The 16,871-nt window shown below is 33.6% G+C and carries 14 protein-coding genes; all 14 read left to right on the forward strand.

What is annotated here, in order from left to right; all coding sequences use genetic code 11:
- The first annotated feature begins 118 nt into the window (after positions 1 to 118).
- Positions 119 to 994 carry a M23 family metallopeptidase gene (locus RBQ61_RS07170; protein ID WP_308139805.1) on the forward strand — a complete coding sequence of 292 codons (876 nt, stop codon included), beginning with the start codon at positions 119 to 121 and terminating at the stop codon, positions 992 to 994.
- Between the two features lie 326 nt (positions 995 to 1,320).
- Positions 1,321 to 2,295: a serine hydrolase gene (locus tag RBQ61_RS07175; RefSeq protein ID WP_308140097.1), complete on the forward strand. Its 975-nt coding sequence runs from the start codon at positions 1,321 to 1,323 to the stop codon at positions 2,293 to 2,295.
- Between the two features lie 184 nt (positions 2,296 to 2,479).
- Entirely contained in the window at positions 2,480 to 2,686 is a 207-nt protein-coding gene (locus RBQ61_RS07180; protein WP_308139806.1) for a hypothetical protein, read from the forward strand.
- Positions 2,683 to 2,994 (forward strand): hypothetical protein, encoded by a 312-nt coding sequence (locus RBQ61_RS07185; protein WP_308139807.1) that lies wholly within the window; start codon positions 2,683 to 2,685, stop codon positions 2,992 to 2,994. Before RBQ61_RS07180 ends, RBQ61_RS07185 begins: the two co-directional genes overlap by 4 nt.
- Positions 2,995 to 3,076: 82 nt before the next feature.
- Positions 3,077 to 6,820: an ATP-binding protein gene (locus tag RBQ61_RS07190; RefSeq protein ID WP_308139808.1), complete on the forward strand. Its 3,744-nt coding sequence runs from the start codon at positions 3,077 to 3,079 to the stop codon at positions 6,818 to 6,820.
- 461 nt (positions 6,821 to 7,281) lie between these two features.
- Positions 7,282 to 8,511, forward strand: a complete 1,230-nt coding sequence (locus tag RBQ61_RS07195; protein WP_308139809.1) for an MFS transporter — start codon at positions 7,282 to 7,284, stop codon at positions 8,509 to 8,511.
- Between the two features lie 122 nt (positions 8,512 to 8,633).
- Positions 8,634 to 10,283, forward strand: a complete 1,650-nt coding sequence (locus RBQ61_RS07200) for a M20/M25/M40 family metallo-hydrolase (protein ID WP_308139810.1) — start codon at positions 8,634 to 8,636, stop codon at positions 10,281 to 10,283.
- 174 nt (positions 10,284 to 10,457) lie between these two features.
- On the forward strand, positions 10,458 to 11,663 hold the full coding sequence (locus tag RBQ61_RS07205; protein WP_308139811.1) for an MFS transporter: 1,206 nt from the start codon (positions 10,458 to 10,460) through the stop codon (positions 11,661 to 11,663).
- Positions 11,647 to 11,787, forward strand: a complete 141-nt coding sequence (locus RBQ61_RS07210; protein WP_308139812.1) for a hypothetical protein — start codon at positions 11,647 to 11,649, stop codon at positions 11,785 to 11,787. Before RBQ61_RS07205 ends, RBQ61_RS07210 begins: the two co-directional genes overlap by 17 nt.
- 45 nt (positions 11,788 to 11,832) lie before the next feature.
- Positions 11,833 to 12,018: a small, acid-soluble spore protein, alpha/beta type gene (locus tag RBQ61_RS07215; protein ID WP_308139813.1), complete on the forward strand. Its 186-nt coding sequence runs from the start codon at positions 11,833 to 11,835 to the stop codon at positions 12,016 to 12,018.
- Between the two features lies 1 nt (position 12,019).
- Positions 12,020 to 12,769 carry a class I SAM-dependent methyltransferase gene (locus RBQ61_RS07220; RefSeq protein WP_308139814.1) on the forward strand — a complete coding sequence of 250 codons (750 nt, stop codon included), beginning with the start codon at positions 12,020 to 12,022 and terminating at the stop codon, positions 12,767 to 12,769.
- Positions 12,769 to 13,653 (forward strand): Hsp33 family molecular chaperone HslO, encoded by an 885-nt coding sequence (gene hslO / locus RBQ61_RS07225; protein WP_308139815.1) that lies wholly within the window; start codon positions 12,769 to 12,771, stop codon positions 13,651 to 13,653. The genes RBQ61_RS07220 and hslO overlap by 1 nt, the downstream gene beginning before the upstream one ends.
- Positions 13,654 to 14,027: 374 nt before the next feature.
- Positions 14,028 to 15,431, forward strand: a complete 1,404-nt coding sequence (locus RBQ61_RS07230; protein ID WP_308139816.1) for a sigma-54-dependent Fis family transcriptional regulator — start codon at positions 14,028 to 14,030, stop codon at positions 15,429 to 15,431.
- Between the two features lie 294 nt (positions 15,432 to 15,725).
- A complete protein-coding gene (locus RBQ61_RS07235; protein ID WP_308139817.1) occupies positions 15,726 to 16,868 on the forward strand; it encodes an acyl-CoA dehydrogenase family protein in 1,143 nt (380 codons plus the stop codon).
- Positions 16,869 to 16,871 lie beyond the last annotated feature (3 nt).

A 16,871-nucleotide genomic window follows, 5' to 3' on the forward strand; every position in this document is an offset into this window, starting at 1 on the left:
TTTGTACTAACGACACAACAAAAAGTTATGTGCGAGAACTAAACTCATATATTACTTTTTTCTTTTATATATGATAAAATTAAATAAAGATTATTTACATATCATGTAGGAGGTCCGTATGCATTATATATATTTCTTTTCTAAGTATGCAAAGTGGTTGGGTATCATAGCTTTTATAGGAACACTGTTTAGCAATTCACCTATTTTAAAAATGCTTTGTTTATTTGGATTATTTGTGCTTATAGAAATGACACTTGATTTTTCTGTATATAAGTGTTCATTCTTGCAAGTAATAGGTATGTTTAAAGTGAATAAAAAATATAAAAATAATATGCCGTCGGTGGATAATTATAAATGTAAAGTTGAATACGATTTACCGTTCAAAGGGAAATGGACGGCTGTAAATGGTTGTTTCACAAAAGAATACTCTCATTCATGGGGTATTCCCACACAGCGATATGCTTATGATTTTATTATCTTAGATGAAAATGGAAAATCATACAACAGAGCCTTCAATCAAAGTGAAAATTATTATTGCTATGACAGAGATGTTTTATCTCCTGCCGATGGTGTAATTGTGGAAGTTTTGAACAATGCCAAAGACAGCTTAATTTTCAAAAGAGGTCAATTTTATTCTAGAGCCAAACATATTGCAGGAAATTATGTTGTAATAAAACACGATAAACAAGAATACAGCACATTAGCACATTTAAAAGAAGACAGTATAAGTGTCGAAGTTGGAGAAACTGTTTCACGAGGACAACCCATTGCTAAGTGTGGTAATACAGGAAATTCAACCGAGCCACATCTGCATTTTCAACTACAAACAGGGCAAAGCTTTTATAGTAGTGCTGGGCTTCCGATACATTTTAGAAAGATTCTCCTTTCAAATGTTGAAAATTATGAAAAATTTGACTCAAGACCACACATGGAAATTAGTCAAATTCCTGCTGGATATGTGACAAGGGGTTTTAATGCAGAAAATTTGCAATAGCTATTATTAGCATAATCTCTCATATGTCAGTTCAAGTCCAGTTTCCAAAATGCAATGACAAAATTATTAACCGTTAAACACAAGTTATAAACTGTATTTTTGTTGGTAGAGACCAATGAAAATGCAGTTTTTTTAAGTGAGAAATATTTTAAGGTAGAATTCAAAGTGGGTTGCATCTTTGAGATTAAGGGAGTTTTAATGTGATGGTTTTAGGTGATTGTGCAGTAAAATTAAAGATTTTAAAAAAGTTCTTGCAATCAATTTTTAATGGCCTTATCCTTTATTTGAGGATATCCTTCACAACTCAAAGGAGGAAATTAAATTATATGAATTATGAAAAAATGAACGAGCTTGAAAAAACAATCAACAATGATTATAACAATATTACTGGTATAGTTACGTTAAAAAACGGTGAAGCGGTATATGAAAATTATTTTAACGGATATACAGCCGATAACGCCATTCATGTATATTCGGTGACAAAAAGCATTTTTTCAGCGCTGATTGGCATTGCCATTCATAGGGGGTATATTAAAAGTGTCGACCAGAAGGTATTAGACTTTTTCCCGGATTATACGGTAGCCAAAGGCGAAGAAACGATACAGCGTATTACGATCAGAGATATGCTGACCATGACCGCACCCTATAAATATGATTCAGAACCGTACGAAAAGTTCTTTACAAGTCCGAACCCAATTCGAGATGCACTCGATTTATTAGGCGGAAATGGAACTATAGGGGAATTCAATTATTCTGCTATCGGTGGAACCCATATTTTGTCGGGCCTTTTGGTAAAAGCTACGGGGCAACAAATACTTAATTTTGCTACAGAACATTTATTTTCACCACTGGGAATAAATGTTCCTCAAAATATTGTATTGCGGAATCAAGAAGAGCATATCGCCGTTATGAATGATAAAAGCACCTATGGCTGGGTTGTTGACCCGCAGGGAATCAACATGGCAAGCTGGGGCCTTTTTCTAACACCTGCGGACATGGCGAGAATAGGTCAGCTATATTTAGATGGTGGCATGTGGCAGGGAAAACAAGTTGTACCGCCCACGTGGATAGACGAAAGCACCAAAGAGCATAGCCGCTGGGGAGAGTTGTCTTATGGCTATCTATGGTGGGTTATTGACGAGAAAGAGCATATTTACACCGCTTTGGGAGACGGTGGAAATGTAATTTACATCAATACAAAGAAAAAATTGGTGGTTTCTATTGCTTCTCTTTTCATACCAAATGCTAAGGACAGGATAGAGTTTATTAGAGAGCATATCGAACCAATATTTGAGGATTGAGTGTGATGAATTTTCATTTATCATAGAATATGCTAGATTTTTCATAGGTAAAATCGCCCTGCTGATTGTAAATTAGCGGGGCGGCCCTCTTTTTGACATATAATTAGCTCTTACGCTCGCTTTGTACGAAATATAAGTGACATAAAATTTGTGCAAGCAGAATAATATTATTTTTCTTTTATCTATGATTAAATTAAGTAAAGATTATTTTTATTTGGCAAAAGAGAACAAACATGAGGAAACTGGCGTTCTCATACCTGCAATAATTTTCGCGATTTTCTATGGCTGGGTAGCTTTAGACGGAATAGGTTCTATACCCCCTATTGTTATAGTTTGGTTAGTTTTATTTTGTATTGCAGGTGCCTTGTTTTTGCGCTTAAGGAAGTTTTGAAGGAATTAAGTAAACAAATTACTACTATTCTTGTAAAACGAAATAAATCGAATAAAAAATTAAAAAGTAAATATAAAATTAATTTATTTCTTGAAGCAGGTTTTCTTCTATCCTTCAGCAAACTTAAGCATAATACTGTAAATATTCCCATTATTTGCACAAAGCTAATTGCTTTATTCATCGGTGCAATATATAATATATACAATACTAATTCGGCAAAATATATTTTTATGGGCTATATGACAACGAAAGAAACAACGGAAAAATGGGCAATCACTCTACGCTGGGCACAGGTGATTTGCGCTTAGGGAAGATATTGGATGCTATTTGGCCAACGTTGTGTAGTGAGCTATTGATATAGAATTGAACTAGAGAGGTAGATGTCGCATTATGGCTAAGATTGAAACCATTAAACAAAAAATACGCACATTAGATGCAGGATCATTTCAAAATCTTTGCGATTCATATTTATATAAAATAGGCTATCCTAATATAGTATCTCTTGGTGGAGAAGCAGGAACGAGAAAAACAACTTCGGGTACACCTGACACTTATTTTAATACATCAGATGGAAAGTATATTTTTGTAGAATATACAACTCAAAAGACAAGTTTATTTACAAAAATTAAGGATGACCTTGCAAAGTGCCTGGATGTATCAAAAACAGGTGTTACTCATGATAAAATTGCTGAAATCATTTATTGCCATACTTCATCTAACATTACACCTTTACAAGATGATAAAGTAAAAACTTTATGCGAAGATGTTGGAATTAAACTTACAATTATTGGAATTGACAAACTCGCAGAAGATTTATATCTTTTATATCCCATTATTGTTCGAGATTTTTTGGGAATATCAATAAGCACTGATCAAATTCAATCATGTGACGATTTTGTGAGGTATTATAACTCAAACAGGATGGCAGCACCAATTGACACTAAATTTTTATTTAGAGATAAAGAAATTGATAATATTAATAAAGCATATCAAAAATCTGATATTGTAATACTAAGTGGTGCGGCTGGCACAGGAAAAACTCGGTTGGCTTTGCATTATGCGAAAAGTTACTCGAGTACTCATAATGAAAAATTTTACTGTATACATAGTAATGCTTTACCTATCTATGAAGATTTAAAGCTTTTCATAGACAATCCTGGCAACTATTTTCTTTTTATTGATGATGCAAATCAATTGTCAGGACTACAACATATAATTCGTTATACAACCATGAAACCTGATGGATATAATGTGAAAATACTTATTACAGTTCGAGATTATGCACTTCAAAAAGTGACAAACGATATTCGTGAAATCACTTCATATGAAAATATAAATATTTGCTCATTCACAGATGATGAAATTAAGAAGTTACTTGAAACAGTATTAGGAATTACTAATTCGGATTATCAAGGAAGAATCATAAAAATTTCTGAGGGAAATGCCCGAATTGCCATACTTGCAGGAAAAGTAGCTTGTAGTTCAAACCGTTTGGACTCTATTAATGATGTATCACAATTGTATGAAGATTATTATGGTTCTTCTTTAAAAAAACAACAATTACTTATTGATAATAATATGTGCGTAACTGCTGGTATAGTTGCATTTTTGGAAGCAATTCATTTAGAACATATTGATTCATTCTTACCAATTTTACAAGAAAAGGGATTAGGCAGAGATAGGTTTATTGAAAATATCCGTAAGCTTCATGAACAAGAAATTGTTGATATTTGCAATGATAAAGCGGTTCGTTTTTCTGAGCAGTGTCTGTCCAATTATTTACTTAAATATGTTTTCTTCGATAAAAAGCTACTTAGCCTGTCAGCAATGATTAAATCATGTTTTCAAAATTATAGAGAGAGAACAATCTCGTCCATTAACACATTACTAAATATTTTTAGAAATGAAGATATATTTTGTTTTGTTGAGAAAGAAATTAAAATGCTGTGGGATGAGTTATCACAAGAAAAATCTCTATATTTCTTCGAATTTGTCAAAGTATTCTTTCGCGTTAATCCCACTGAAACACTTCTAATTTTGCAGAATAAAATTGAATATGAAGAAAATGTGATTATCGGCAGTTTTGATTTTGATACTGAAAAAGGAAAGAACTATCAGAATGTAACAAATGATATTATTATAATTCTTGGTGAATTTGCAGATACGCCTGATCTACCAACGGCATTAGATTTATTTTTTCAGTATTATTTAAAACGCCCGGATTTGTATATGCAATTTTATCACGCAGTTATTCGATACTATGGTATAAAAAAAGTTTCTATGAGCTATGGGTTTCAAACACAAATAGTTTTTTTAGAGAAGATAAAAGAATATTCAGATGATTGGAAACAAGAATCTGTTGTCATTCTTTTCTTAGAAATAGCAAAAGAATTTTTGAAATTGCATTTTTCTTCTACTGAGAGCGGGAGAAGGAACACAATTATTATCTATCAAATCCCGTTAATTATTTCTGAAGGTGTTGAAAGATATCGAAAGCTCATTTGGCAGTACTTATCTGAACTTTGTAAAATTGATAAATACAAAGAAGAAATTAGGAAAATACTTGATTCTTATAGTGGTACAATTGAGGAAATAAGCCTTCCTGTTTTACAATTTGATTTGACATATATTAAAATTATTTTGGAAGCAGATTTTCCATCAAATGAGTTGCGAAATTGCCTATTGGCAAATAGATTAGTACAAATTTTTGAGCGTATGAACATTTCATGTGAATCATTGTTTGTTGAATATTTGGTAGGAGAGCATTTTCACTTATATCACCTTCTTGAAGGACCTGATTATAATGGAAAAATTGATTATAGCAAATATGGAAATCTAAAAAGGAAATCAATTGAACAATACGTTTCTAATTGTGATTTAGTAATGTTTAAACGGTTAATTGATGTTTGTTATGACATAAATTGTTTTAATGATTACAATGCTTGTGAAATTGGAAAAGGGTTAGGTATTGCCTTTAATGCTATTTCTCACAAAAAAGATTGCTATGTTGATGCAATTAAGTATTACATAGAAAAAGATACCCCATACAATTTGCATCCATATTGCTTAGTAAGTGTTCTTTTTTCCTTGTTAACTGATTCGGAAGTGTATAATCTAATTGTTGGTAGTGAATACAAGCAAAAAAATGCGTGGTTATACGCTTATTATCATGAATTACCATCAGAGTTAATTACAGAAAAACATTTATATGGACTTTATGAATTTTTGGAAGATACTTCTGATGGAATTATTACTTCAACATCATTACGTGATGTGGATTTTTTTGAGAAGTACAGTGTTGTAGACGAAGATGCTTTGATAAAGGGCTGCAAAATTATTTTAACTAAAATGGAATATTCACCATTTATAGTGCATATTTATTTTGATTTGCTATTTGATTACATTCATAATACACCACGGGATGTTATCCGAAAATTTAATAGAAACTTGGAGCTGCTCGAAGAAATCTATTGCACAATGTTGTCATACGATAGCAATCATGATTATAATGGCAAATTCTTAAAAGAGCTTTATTTGGTTAGACCATCTGTGTTGGATGAGTATATTGATTATTTAGTTAATAAAAACAGAGGTGCTTTTAGTGATCATCAAGAAATGCATAGATGTTTCTTTGAATTGGATGATTTCTTAGAAATTTATAATACGATTTTTATACAACTAATAAAAAATTGTCAGTATCCCACAATTTCTGTGCCGTATTTTTTGGAGTCCATACTGTTACCAGTTCAAAATGAGCAAAACTTATTAGAAAGACAAGATGAGTGGATTCGAAAATGTATTCAACTGTTCTCTAATGATGGAACAAAGATGCATTGTTTGTTTTCGGTTATATCCAAATTGAAAATAGAAAGAAAAAAAGAATATGTTCTGCTGTTCCTTGAGAATAATCAATTATTTGAAGACTTTAAGAGGATTCCTTTAACTCCTATGACATGGGGTTGGTCAGGAAGTGTGGTACCTATGTATTCTGGTTGGATTAAATTTCTCGAATTGTTGCTTTCAAACTTCACAGGTTTAAAGTGGATAAAGCATAAAAATTATGTTGAAACAAAAATTAGTTTTTTAAAAAAGCAAATTGAATCTGAACAGGTTGAAGAAATTTTAAGAGGATGATCTTTCAATCATATTAGATATTTATATGGTGCATTTAGAAGTGTAAATTAATAAAAACTTGGCGTAATTCAAAAAATGTTTGCAAATGAATAAAGCTTATTGTATAATACGAGTATAATAACAACAGGAGGATAATCATGAATACAGTCGATACTGCGAATAAAATCTGTAAATTCAGCAGTTCTGTGTCCAAAAATGGTATTTTTGCGCATTGCGGGAGAAGTGCGTCCATTTTTAGGCTGAATACAGACGATTGTATAAATCTATGATGTCTTTGCAGTGTAATAAATATAATTATATTATATGTATTAACCATGGACTCTGATTTATTTTGAGTCTTTTTATATTGCTATAAATTTGATGCCTTTCTCCATAAGCCTCAGATGATTATTTCTTTGTTTATCCAAAGAAATGTCAATAGGGCTTTTTTGTTTTTTAAAATAAATTTGGAGGAATTAACATTGAACATAAAATTAAAACGAAATATATCAATAGGTTATGCATATAATTTTTTCTTGCAGTTGAATATTACTTCTGCTATTTGGGTTTTATATCTTTCATTTAAAGGAATGACACTAGCTGAAATTGGAATTCTTGAATCACTTTACCACATAACCGGGTTGCTCTTGGAGTTACCAAGCGGTGCTTTGGCAGATTTGAAAGGAAGAAAGTTCTGTGTTGTGGCAGGCAGAGTGGTTGAATTAGTATCATGTTATCTTATGATGACGTCAAACAGCTTTTTTGGTTTTGCAGTTTCTTTTATTTTAAGCAGCGCTGCGATGAATTTAAATTCAGGTGCAGCGGAAGCACTAATCTATGACAGCTTGAAAGAGCTGGGGGAAGAAGAAAAGTACAAAAAAATATGGGGTCAGTTAGTATTTGCCATGTCTATTGCGCAGGGTGTTGCAGTTTTGCTTGGCGGAATTTTAGCTGATGTTAGGTTCTTGTATGCATATATGTTAGGAATGGTTGTACAGACGGTAGCATTATTATTATCCATAAGATTTACCGAGCCGCCAATTCATAACAAAGGCATTGAAAAAGATAATGAAAAAAACGAACAAGAAAAATTAATCATTAAGCAAGTAAAAACAAGTATTAGTGTTATAAGAAAAAGAAAAATTGTATTGTATATAATATTATTTTCGGCTTTGCTGGGAAGCCTTCAAACAACTGTGTTTTTTTATAGCCAGAAATATTTTTTCGATATTGGTTTTACAAAGACCATGATTGCTGTCATTTGCGCAACTGGAAGTCTAATTGAAGCAATAAGCTCAAAGTATGCTTATATTTTAGAAAGCAGGCTTAAATTAAAAGGGACTTTGATAACCGTATCTTCTGTGAATATATTTGCTTTAGCCGGTTTGACATTGTTCAAAGACTTATCTGTATTTTTTTATCTGCTGACCGCTGTTTCAGGAGGTCTTGCATTTACGATACTCAGCGACTATATAAATACCGAAATTCCGTCTGAATACAGGGCAACAATATTGTCATTTGACAGTTTGTGTTTCAGCATATTTATGATATGCATATTTCCGCTGTTTGGATTAACAGCCGATTACGCAGGTTTTTCCGCAACTTTTGGTGTGACAGCGATAATATACATTCCGATAATGGTTTTTTTGATAAATAAGTTATTAAAACAAAATAGAAAGGATACTGCTGTGAGTAACAGTGCTATTAGCTAAGGGCAAAGAAGGGTTATGTAAGTTGGTTATTCTGGGGGGATAATTTAATATTGGAAAAATGTTTTCAAAAGAGTATACTATTATTATAGTATACAATTTTAAAAAAGAATGGAGATAAAGGGATGAAGCTATCTGAAAGAATAGAAAGAAATTTATTGAATTATCTGCAGACTAGGACGCATACCGGAACTGAGCTTGAAAGGAATAACGAGATGTTCTTTAAGAAGTGGTTTGATTCAGTGCCGTATCTGAAAAGGGACCCGGAATATTGCGGATTTTATGAAATGAAAAATGATATTTTAAACAGAAGCTGTCCGTGGGCGCTGCTTAAGGGAGAAGGAACTAAGACTATAGTGATGATTCACCACACCGATACGGTTGATACGGATGATTATGGGAAATACAAGCAGTTTGCTTATACTCCGGATGAATTAGAAAAGCATTTTAAGTCTGAAAACGTTGAGATGGATGAAACTTCTAAAGAAGATTTATATTCGGGAAAGTGGATGTTTGGCAGAGGCGCTTCAGATATGAAAGGCGGAGCAAGCATAGCTTTATCATTGTTTGAAGAATATTCGGGAGAAGAAAATTTTGCAGGTAATATACTTTTGATGGGTGTTCCGGATGAGGAGAACCTGTCTGCCGGTATGAGATCGGCAGTGATGTTGATGAAGGGGCTTAGAGAAAAATACGAATTGGAATATGCATTGATGTTAAATGTTGAGCCTCATGAAAGAAGCAACGAAGATGAAATAACAATTTATGACGGTTCTGTTGGAAAGATGATGCCCATATTTCTTGTGCGTGGTAAGCTTGCCCATGTCAGCCAGATTTACAATGGCTTTAATCCGGTTACTTTGCTGTCAAAAATAGTGGTAAAGACCGATTTGAATCCTGATTTTATGGAAAAAGCAGGGAATACGGTGACTCCTCCTCCAACATGGCTGTATTTTAAGGATAGAAAATATGTGTACGATGTGTCACTGCCTTTAACAGCCGGAGGATATATGTCAGTTCTTACTCTCACAAAATCTCCCAAGGAAATTTTGGATCAGCTTAAAAAAGTAAGTATTGAGGCATTTAAAGAAGTTATATCCAGTATGAGGTTAAGCTATGATAAATATAAAAGTTTATCAGACGTGGATTCCAATGCAGCGGAGTGGAAGCCCAACGTAAAATTTTACGGTGAAGTTTATAGAGAAATAAAAGATAAAAAGGGCGATATGTTTACGACGGAATTGGCTGAATTTCAAAAAGAACTGGAGATCAAGATTAATAAAAACGAAATTAACAGAATTGACGGTGCTTACCTTCTTATAGAAAAAACTCTTGAGTATTACGATGATTTATCTCCTATGGTTATAATAGCACTGGCACCTCCTTACTACCCGAGCATCAATAATTCTATGCTTAAAAATTCAGATGAAACTAATGAACTGCTTATTAAGCTGGACAAATTTGCAAGAAGTGAAATAGGCAGTGGAATATATACTCAAAATTATTTTACGGGAATATCTGATTTAAGCTATGCAGCATTTACAGCTGACAGCGAAAACATAGATTATATCAGCAGCAATATGATATTTTGGGGAGATACGTACTATATACCTCTAGATACCATAAAGGAACAGTCAGTTCCGGTTCTTAACATAGGCCCATGGGGAAGAGATCTTCACAAATATACCGAAAGGGTTTATAAGAAGGATTTATTTGAAAATATACCAAAACTGATAGATTTCACAGTCAGAAATGTATTAAGCAGAAACTTTTAGCTTTGTTGCAGCCCGGCCATTATTGGAAGAAGCTGCTGCCGAAATGACGGGCTGCTTAAATTTATGACTTTACCATTAATTCGGAAGGTTTGTATTCACTTTTTTAGCTTGAAAATATTATGATTTTAGTGTATAGTCTGTATAGTAAAATTTGACATTGAGCCGGAGGAGTAATTGAAAAAGCTATCAATAAAAAGATTATATATATTTTTTGGGATTTTTGCAGTATTCAGCAATTTAGCTCATCCGGTTACACCGACAATGTTTATTGAAAAGGGTTTTGAAGATTATCTGTTCGGAGTTTCATTTGCTGCAATGTCGTTATGCTTTTTTATTGGTTCACTGATTTGGGGAACTGTAGGGGACAGGTATGGGCATGTTAGAGTTATGGCTTTTGTTGGACCTATATATGGGGCTTCACAGCTTTTATTCGGTTTAACAAGCACGGTGCTTATGACAATTGTTGCACGGTTGATTGCTGGATTTTTCAGTGCAGGCATGTATGTGTGCAGTCTGGCTTATTTGGTTAATTTGACTGACCAGAATAACCGAGGACGGAACATGAGCTATTATGTAGCAATAAATTCTGTGGGAGCGGCATTTGGATATTTTATAGGGGGAATGCTGGGAAACTATTCAATTACTCCAGTGTTTATTTTGCAAACTTCAGTAATTGTATTGAACGGTATTTTTACATGTCTTATGCTTGAAGATACCAGCTCGAAGCATACAAAATTTGTTTCAGGAAAGTCGTTGAATCCTTTCAAAGCATACAGCGCAGTAATGGGAAAGATGCCTTTGATACTGATAACATTCTTATCTGCGGTATTTTTAACAAGCTTTGCAACAACTGCATATGACAATGCTTTTAACTATTATTTAAGGGATATGTTGGGACTTCCGTCGTCATATAACGGTGTGATTAAAGCTGTAATAGGCGTTGTGACATTGACGGTAAACTTTACGGTAAACATATACATTGAAAAATATACAGATTCCAGAAAATCTCTGATAATTGTACTGCTTTTATGCGGTATTTCATCGCTTGCAGTTCCGTTTATTCCGGCACTATATCCATTCTTTATTGCAAATATTGTGTTTTTTATGTTCAACGCAATATATCTTCCAATACAGCAGGACATTGTTACCAGGGGACAGGACCCAAGCATAGGAGGAATAATATCAGGGATATTTAACTCAGTAAGAGCAGCCGGAATGATTTTCGGATCGCTGTTTTCAGGATTCATATATGAACTTGGGAGTATACTGCCGTTTTTTTCGGCAGCTTTGGTGTTTTTTATAAGCTCAGCAATATCTTTTGCAAACCTGAAACAGTATAAATCTCAAAATACAGAGGTGGCTAATGGATTTACAGATTAAAATTATAATAGTAGTAATGTTTTTTGTAATATTGATAAGCATGCAGTATACATTGAATAAAATATTGCTTGCATTGAGAGAGATAAAAGTAATATTGTTGACAAAAAAAGAAAAGCGGGAATAATTTATATTATTTCAATCATAATAATCTTGTGATAAGGAGGTAATTATGGCTGAAAAAAATGCAAAAAAGAAAAAGGAACTCACGCCTGATGATTTAATGAAGCTTGAAATAGCAAAAGAAATAGGTCTGATGGACAAAGTAAAAGAGCTTGGGTGGGGAGGACTCACTGCCAAGGAAACCGGCAGAATAGGCGGTTTGATGACTGCTAAGAAAAAACAAAGGAAGAAATAGGATGCTCAATAAAAGCTACAAAGAATTTTCGCAAATTTATGATTTGCTGATGGATGACATAGATTATGAAAAATGGACATCCTTTATAATAAATAATACCGGAAATATCGGAGGCGGCAAAAAAATTCTTGAGGCTGCATGCGGAACCGGCAGTATAACAAAGTTACTGGCAGAAAATGAGTACAAAGTTACTGCATTTGACCTTTCACAGGACATGCTTATGAGAGCGTACGAGAAGCTGGGACGCAGTCCGGTTGTTAAGCTGCTCAACATGGATATGGCAGATTTTAAAATTGACGACAAATTCCATGCTGCCATATGTTGTTGCGACGGAATAAATTATCTTACTTTTGAAAAAACTGAAAATTTTTTTGCAAATATATACAATCATCTGGGTGATGATTCCATATTTATTTTTGATATGAGCACAGAATTTAAGTATAAATCAATGTTCAATGAAACTTATGTGTATGATGACGGTGAAATTTTTTATGTTTGGGAAAATATGGCGAATGAAAAAAATAATTCTGTAGATATTGAAATAAATTTTTTTGTTAAGGACTCGTCAAATAAATATACAAGAATAAATGAAATTCAGACTCAGTATGTACATAATGCAAAAAAAATTACGGAACTTTTAAAAAAAATCGGCTTTTCACATATTGAAGTTTACGGTGATTATAGTGATAAGATGTATAATAATACTTCTATGAGAGCGGTTTTTTGCGCTAAGAAAGAGAGGAAACAATAATGGATTACATGATAAGGGCAATAGATAAGAAGCATACATTTAGATTATTTATGATTAAATCCACAAATACGGTTGAGGAAGCGAGGAGGCATCACAATACGACGCCAACAGCATCAGCTGCATTGGGAAGGACGCTGACTGCGGCCCTGATGATGGGTTATATGATGAAAAATGAAGATGATAAACTCACTATAAATATAAATGGCGGAGGTCCAATAGGTACTATTTTGACAGTTTCCGACAACAGAGGGCATGTAAAGGGCTATGTTGATAATCCTAATGTTGATTTACCGCTGAAACCAAATGGCAAGCTTGATGTGGGCGGAGCAGTAGGAGTTAACGGCAAAGTTACGGTAATGATGGACTTAGGACTAAAAGATCCTTATGTAGGCAGTACAGACATTGTTACAGGAGAAATAGGGGATGACATAGCTATGTATTACTGTCAGTCTGAACAGCAAAATTCTGCTGTAGCACTAGGTGTATTAATTGACAGAGACTATAGTGTCAAGTCTGCAGGCGGTTTTATAGTTCAGACTCTTCCGTTTATTGAAGAAGAAGATTTGGCAAAACTTGAAGTGGTGTTGGGAAGCCTTAAATCGGTTTCTGAATATTTTGAAAATGATTATGATGTCGAAAAGATTGCAAAGGAAATTTTCAACAGCTTTGATATTGAAATAACGGATAAGATTCCAGTTGGATTTAAATGTGATTGTTCTGAAGAGAGAATGGAGCAGGCGCTTATGACTATAGGCAAAGATGATTTGAAACAGCTGATAGAAGAGGACGAAAAAATAGAAACAGTATGCCATTTTTGTAATGAAAAATATGTTTTTAAAGGTGAAAAGTTAAAGAATATTTTAAAATTTATTGAAGAAAATTAACTTTTCTGAATTTTCATTTATTGTAAAATTATACAAACAATATAAATTTTATAAGAGGCTTTCCAATTAAATTGCGAAAGTCTTTTATTGTATTTTAATACATAAAATACAATAAAATTTCTTTGCGGGTGATTTTTAAAAAATGGAATTTAAAACATTAACATTAAAATTTTATAAATAGTTTTTTGGAAATTTTTTTTGTTTGCAACTCACCATCCAGCTAGCTTTGAGCCTTTTTCAGCATGAGATTTTTACTGAAGAACCTGAAACAAAAATAAAATTAGACTTCCATTTGCAAAAAAAAGGTGATAATATATTAACAAAATCAAAAATACAAATGCATAAAATATAGAACCATTAATGGAGGCTAGATTATGTTTAATGTACCTATGAAATTTGTTGAACTTATATTTGAGCAATCGGGAATTGTTTCTGTAACAGACAAAGAAGGCTGTTATATTTATGTAAATAAAAAATGGCAGGAAGATACCGGCATATCTGAAAAAGAAGCCATAGGAAAGTACAATCATGATCTTATTGAAGGATCGAGAGCATTATCAGCCATAAAATCGGGGAAAGTGCTTACTGCGGATTTTTTTATTAGAAGAATAGATGGGAAAAGCCTGCCGGGGATTATGACTTATGTTCCTATACATGATAAAAAAAATGATATTATAGGCTGTTATATTTCTTCATCATTTTCATGTATAGAAAAGGCGTTGGAATTTTCGGAGAGGCTGGAGGCTGTTACTGAGGAATATGAATTCCTCAAAAAAGAAATGCGAAAAAGAAGTGGAGTTAAGTACTCTATAGATGATATAATAGGCCAAAGTGATGCTGTAAAACGCTTGAAAGAAAACATTTATCTTGCAGGAGCATCGGATTCGACAGTCCTTATAGAAGGTGAAACAGGTACAGGAAAGGAATTAGTGGCTCATTCAATCCATAGCTGCAGTCTGAGAAATATTTTTTCGTTTGTTAAGGTTAATTGTTCTGCCATTCCGGCAACACTTATGGAATCAGAGTTTTTTGGATATGAAGAAGGTACCTTTACGGGAGCAAAAAAAGGCGGCAAACGAGGGAAATTTGAGATGGCACACCTTGGGAGTATTTTTCTTGATGAAATAAATCAAATGGATCTCACCATCCAGCCAAAGCTGCTGAGAGTTCTTCAGGAAAAAGAAATAGAAAGAATTGGCTCAAGTGAAAGTACGCCTATTGATACAAGAGTTATTTCGGCATCTAATGTTTCACTTAGTGAAATGGTAAAGCACAGCAATTTCAGAGATGATTTGTTTTACAGGCTTAATATAATAAATATAGTTATTCCTCCTCTTAGAAAAAGAAGAGAAGATATACCAGATTTAGCAGACAGCATAATATATAAACTTAATAAAAAGTTGGACAGACCTATAGAGGGAATTTCATCTAGAGCTTTGACATATCTTAAACAAAGAGATTGGCCGGGAAACGTGAGGGAACTTCAGAATATAATCGAAAGAGCTATGAATGTATCTATGGGCAGAAGTATTACTTTGGATGATATTAAAAAAATAGAAACTGTGAATATTCATAAATGGGATAACAAATCTGATTCTAGCGAAATACTTCGCAGCTCAGATGCTTCGCTGGCGGATAAAAAACAAAGTATAGAAAAAGATGCAATTATAAATGCATTGAAATCATGCGATTATAACAGAACAAAGGCAGCAAAAGATTTAGGCATTTCAAGGACTTTACTATATCAAAAAATTAAAAAATATAATATTGATCTCTAAAAGGATGTGTAAACATAAGTTTACAAAAATGTGTAAACATAAGTTTACAGTGTACACGAGTGTGTGCACTTTTTTTTTGCTTTTTGATAAGAAAACAGTCTTATAAAAAATAATTTTATAAATGATAAAACTGCTAATTTATAATGTTTGTTTATTATCTAACGATTTTGATAAAATGAATTATTTATTTATTGGCATGCTAATTGCTTATTTTTATATATGTGTTATGAAATTAACAATAAACTGTAAACAGCTTTACAGCTTGTTAGCAGAAAAGGAAGGAAGGTAGTAGAAATGTTTGATTTCACAGAGAGCCAGCTGGAGCTTCAACAAACAGTACGTTCATTTGTTAAAGAACATCTTGATCCAAACCTTGAATTAATCGATAAAGGTGAATATCAAAAAGAGCTTTTTAAGGAATGGTGCAAAACAGGACTTGTATGTTTAGTGGCTCCGAAGGCTGTAGGCGGAATAGAGCTTGATACCAAGAGCTGCGCAATAGTGATGGAAGAACTGGGTTACGGCGATGTAGGAATAGCTACTGGCTTTGGGGCCAATAACCTTGGATCGTATCCACTTTTGATTTCGGGCAATCTTGAGCAGCAAAAGCAACACTTTGGACCCATACTTGAAGGTAAATTCGGAGCATTTGCTCTTACAGAACCTGGAGCAGGCTCAGATGCAGGTGCAGTTGCTACAACTGCAGATCGAAAGGGCGACGAATACATACTGAATGGAAACAAATGCTTTATTACTCAGGGAGGATATGCCATTGATATGGAATCATCAATGGTTGTGTTCGCATCTACAGACAGAACTTTAGGGAGCAAGGGTCTGAGTGCTTTTCTAGTAAAAGGCGGAACCCCTGGATTAAAACTTGGAAAAATAGAAGATAAAATGGGAATAAGAGGTTCTCAGACTGTTGAATTGGTAATAGAAGATTTGCATGTTCCTGTATCAGCACGACTTGGAGAAGAGGGCGAAGGCATGAAAATAGCCATGAAGACCTTGGATTCAGGAAGGTTAATGGTTGCAGCTCAGGCAGTTGGATGTTGTCAGAAAGCATTAGATTTAACAGTAGAATTTGTAAAGAGCCATATGGAAGGGCAAAAACCTCTGCACAAACAACAGGCTATAGCATTTAAAATTGCAGAAATGGAAGCTACAACAGTAGCTGCAAGACAGCTTGTTCACAGAGGAGCATTCTTGAAGGACAGTAAGCAGCCATATTCCCACCATTCGGCAGTTACAAAATTGTTCACTACTGAAGCAGCAATGAAAGTAGCAAATTCAGCTATGGAAATAATGGGCTCTTACGGATATACAAAAGACTCAAAAATAGAAAAAGTATGGAGAGACGCAAGAATTCTTTCTATCTATGAAGGAACCAACCAGATTCAAAGGCTTGTTATTGCAGGCGGATTGCTGAGAAAGTAGAAA

The organism is Sedimentibacter sp. MB35-C1, from assembly GCF_030913635.1.
GTDB lineage: Bacteria > Bacillota > Clostridia > Tissierellales > Sedimentibacteraceae > Sedimentibacter.

What these genes read in the sequence shown, in the direction of transcription:
- RBQ61_RS07230 (WP_308139816.1), top strand. Translation starts at nt 14,028, where the DNA reads ATGTTTAATGTACCTATGAAATTTGTTGAACTTATATTTGAGCAATCG.
- RBQ61_RS07235 (WP_308139817.1), top strand. Translation starts at nt 15,726, where the DNA reads ATGTTTGATTTCACAGAGAGCCAGCTGGAGCTTCAACAAACAGTACGT.
- RBQ61_RS07215 (WP_308139813.1), top strand. Translation starts at nt 11,833, where the DNA reads ATGGCTGAAAAAAATGCAAAAAAGAAAAAGGAACTCACGCCTGATGAT.
- hslO (WP_308139815.1), top strand. Translation starts at nt 12,769, where the DNA reads ATGGATTACATGATAAGGGCAATAGATAAGAAGCATACATTTAGATTA.
- RBQ61_RS07210 (WP_308139812.1), top strand. Translation starts at nt 11,647, where the DNA reads ATGGATTTACAGATTAAAATTATAATAGTAGTAATGTTTTTTGTAATA.
- RBQ61_RS07220 (WP_308139814.1), top strand. Translation starts at nt 12,020, where the DNA reads ATGCTCAATAAAAGCTACAAAGAATTTTCGCAAATTTATGATTTGCTG.
- RBQ61_RS07200 (WP_308139810.1), top strand. Translation starts at nt 8,634, where the DNA reads ATGAAGCTATCTGAAAGAATAGAAAGAAATTTATTGAATTATCTGCAG.
- RBQ61_RS07175 (WP_308140097.1), top strand. Translation starts at nt 1,321, where the DNA reads ATGAATTATGAAAAAATGAACGAGCTTGAAAAAACAATCAACAATGAT.
- RBQ61_RS07190 (WP_308139808.1), top strand. Translation starts at nt 3,077, where the DNA reads ATGGCTAAGATTGAAACCATTAAACAAAAAATACGCACATTAGATGCA.
- RBQ61_RS07180 (WP_308139806.1), top strand. Translation starts at nt 2,480, where the DNA reads ATGATTAAATTAAGTAAAGATTATTTTTATTTGGCAAAAGAGAACAAA.
- RBQ61_RS07170 (WP_308139805.1), top strand. Translation starts at nt 119, where the DNA reads ATGCATTATATATATTTCTTTTCTAAGTATGCAAAGTGGTTGGGTATC.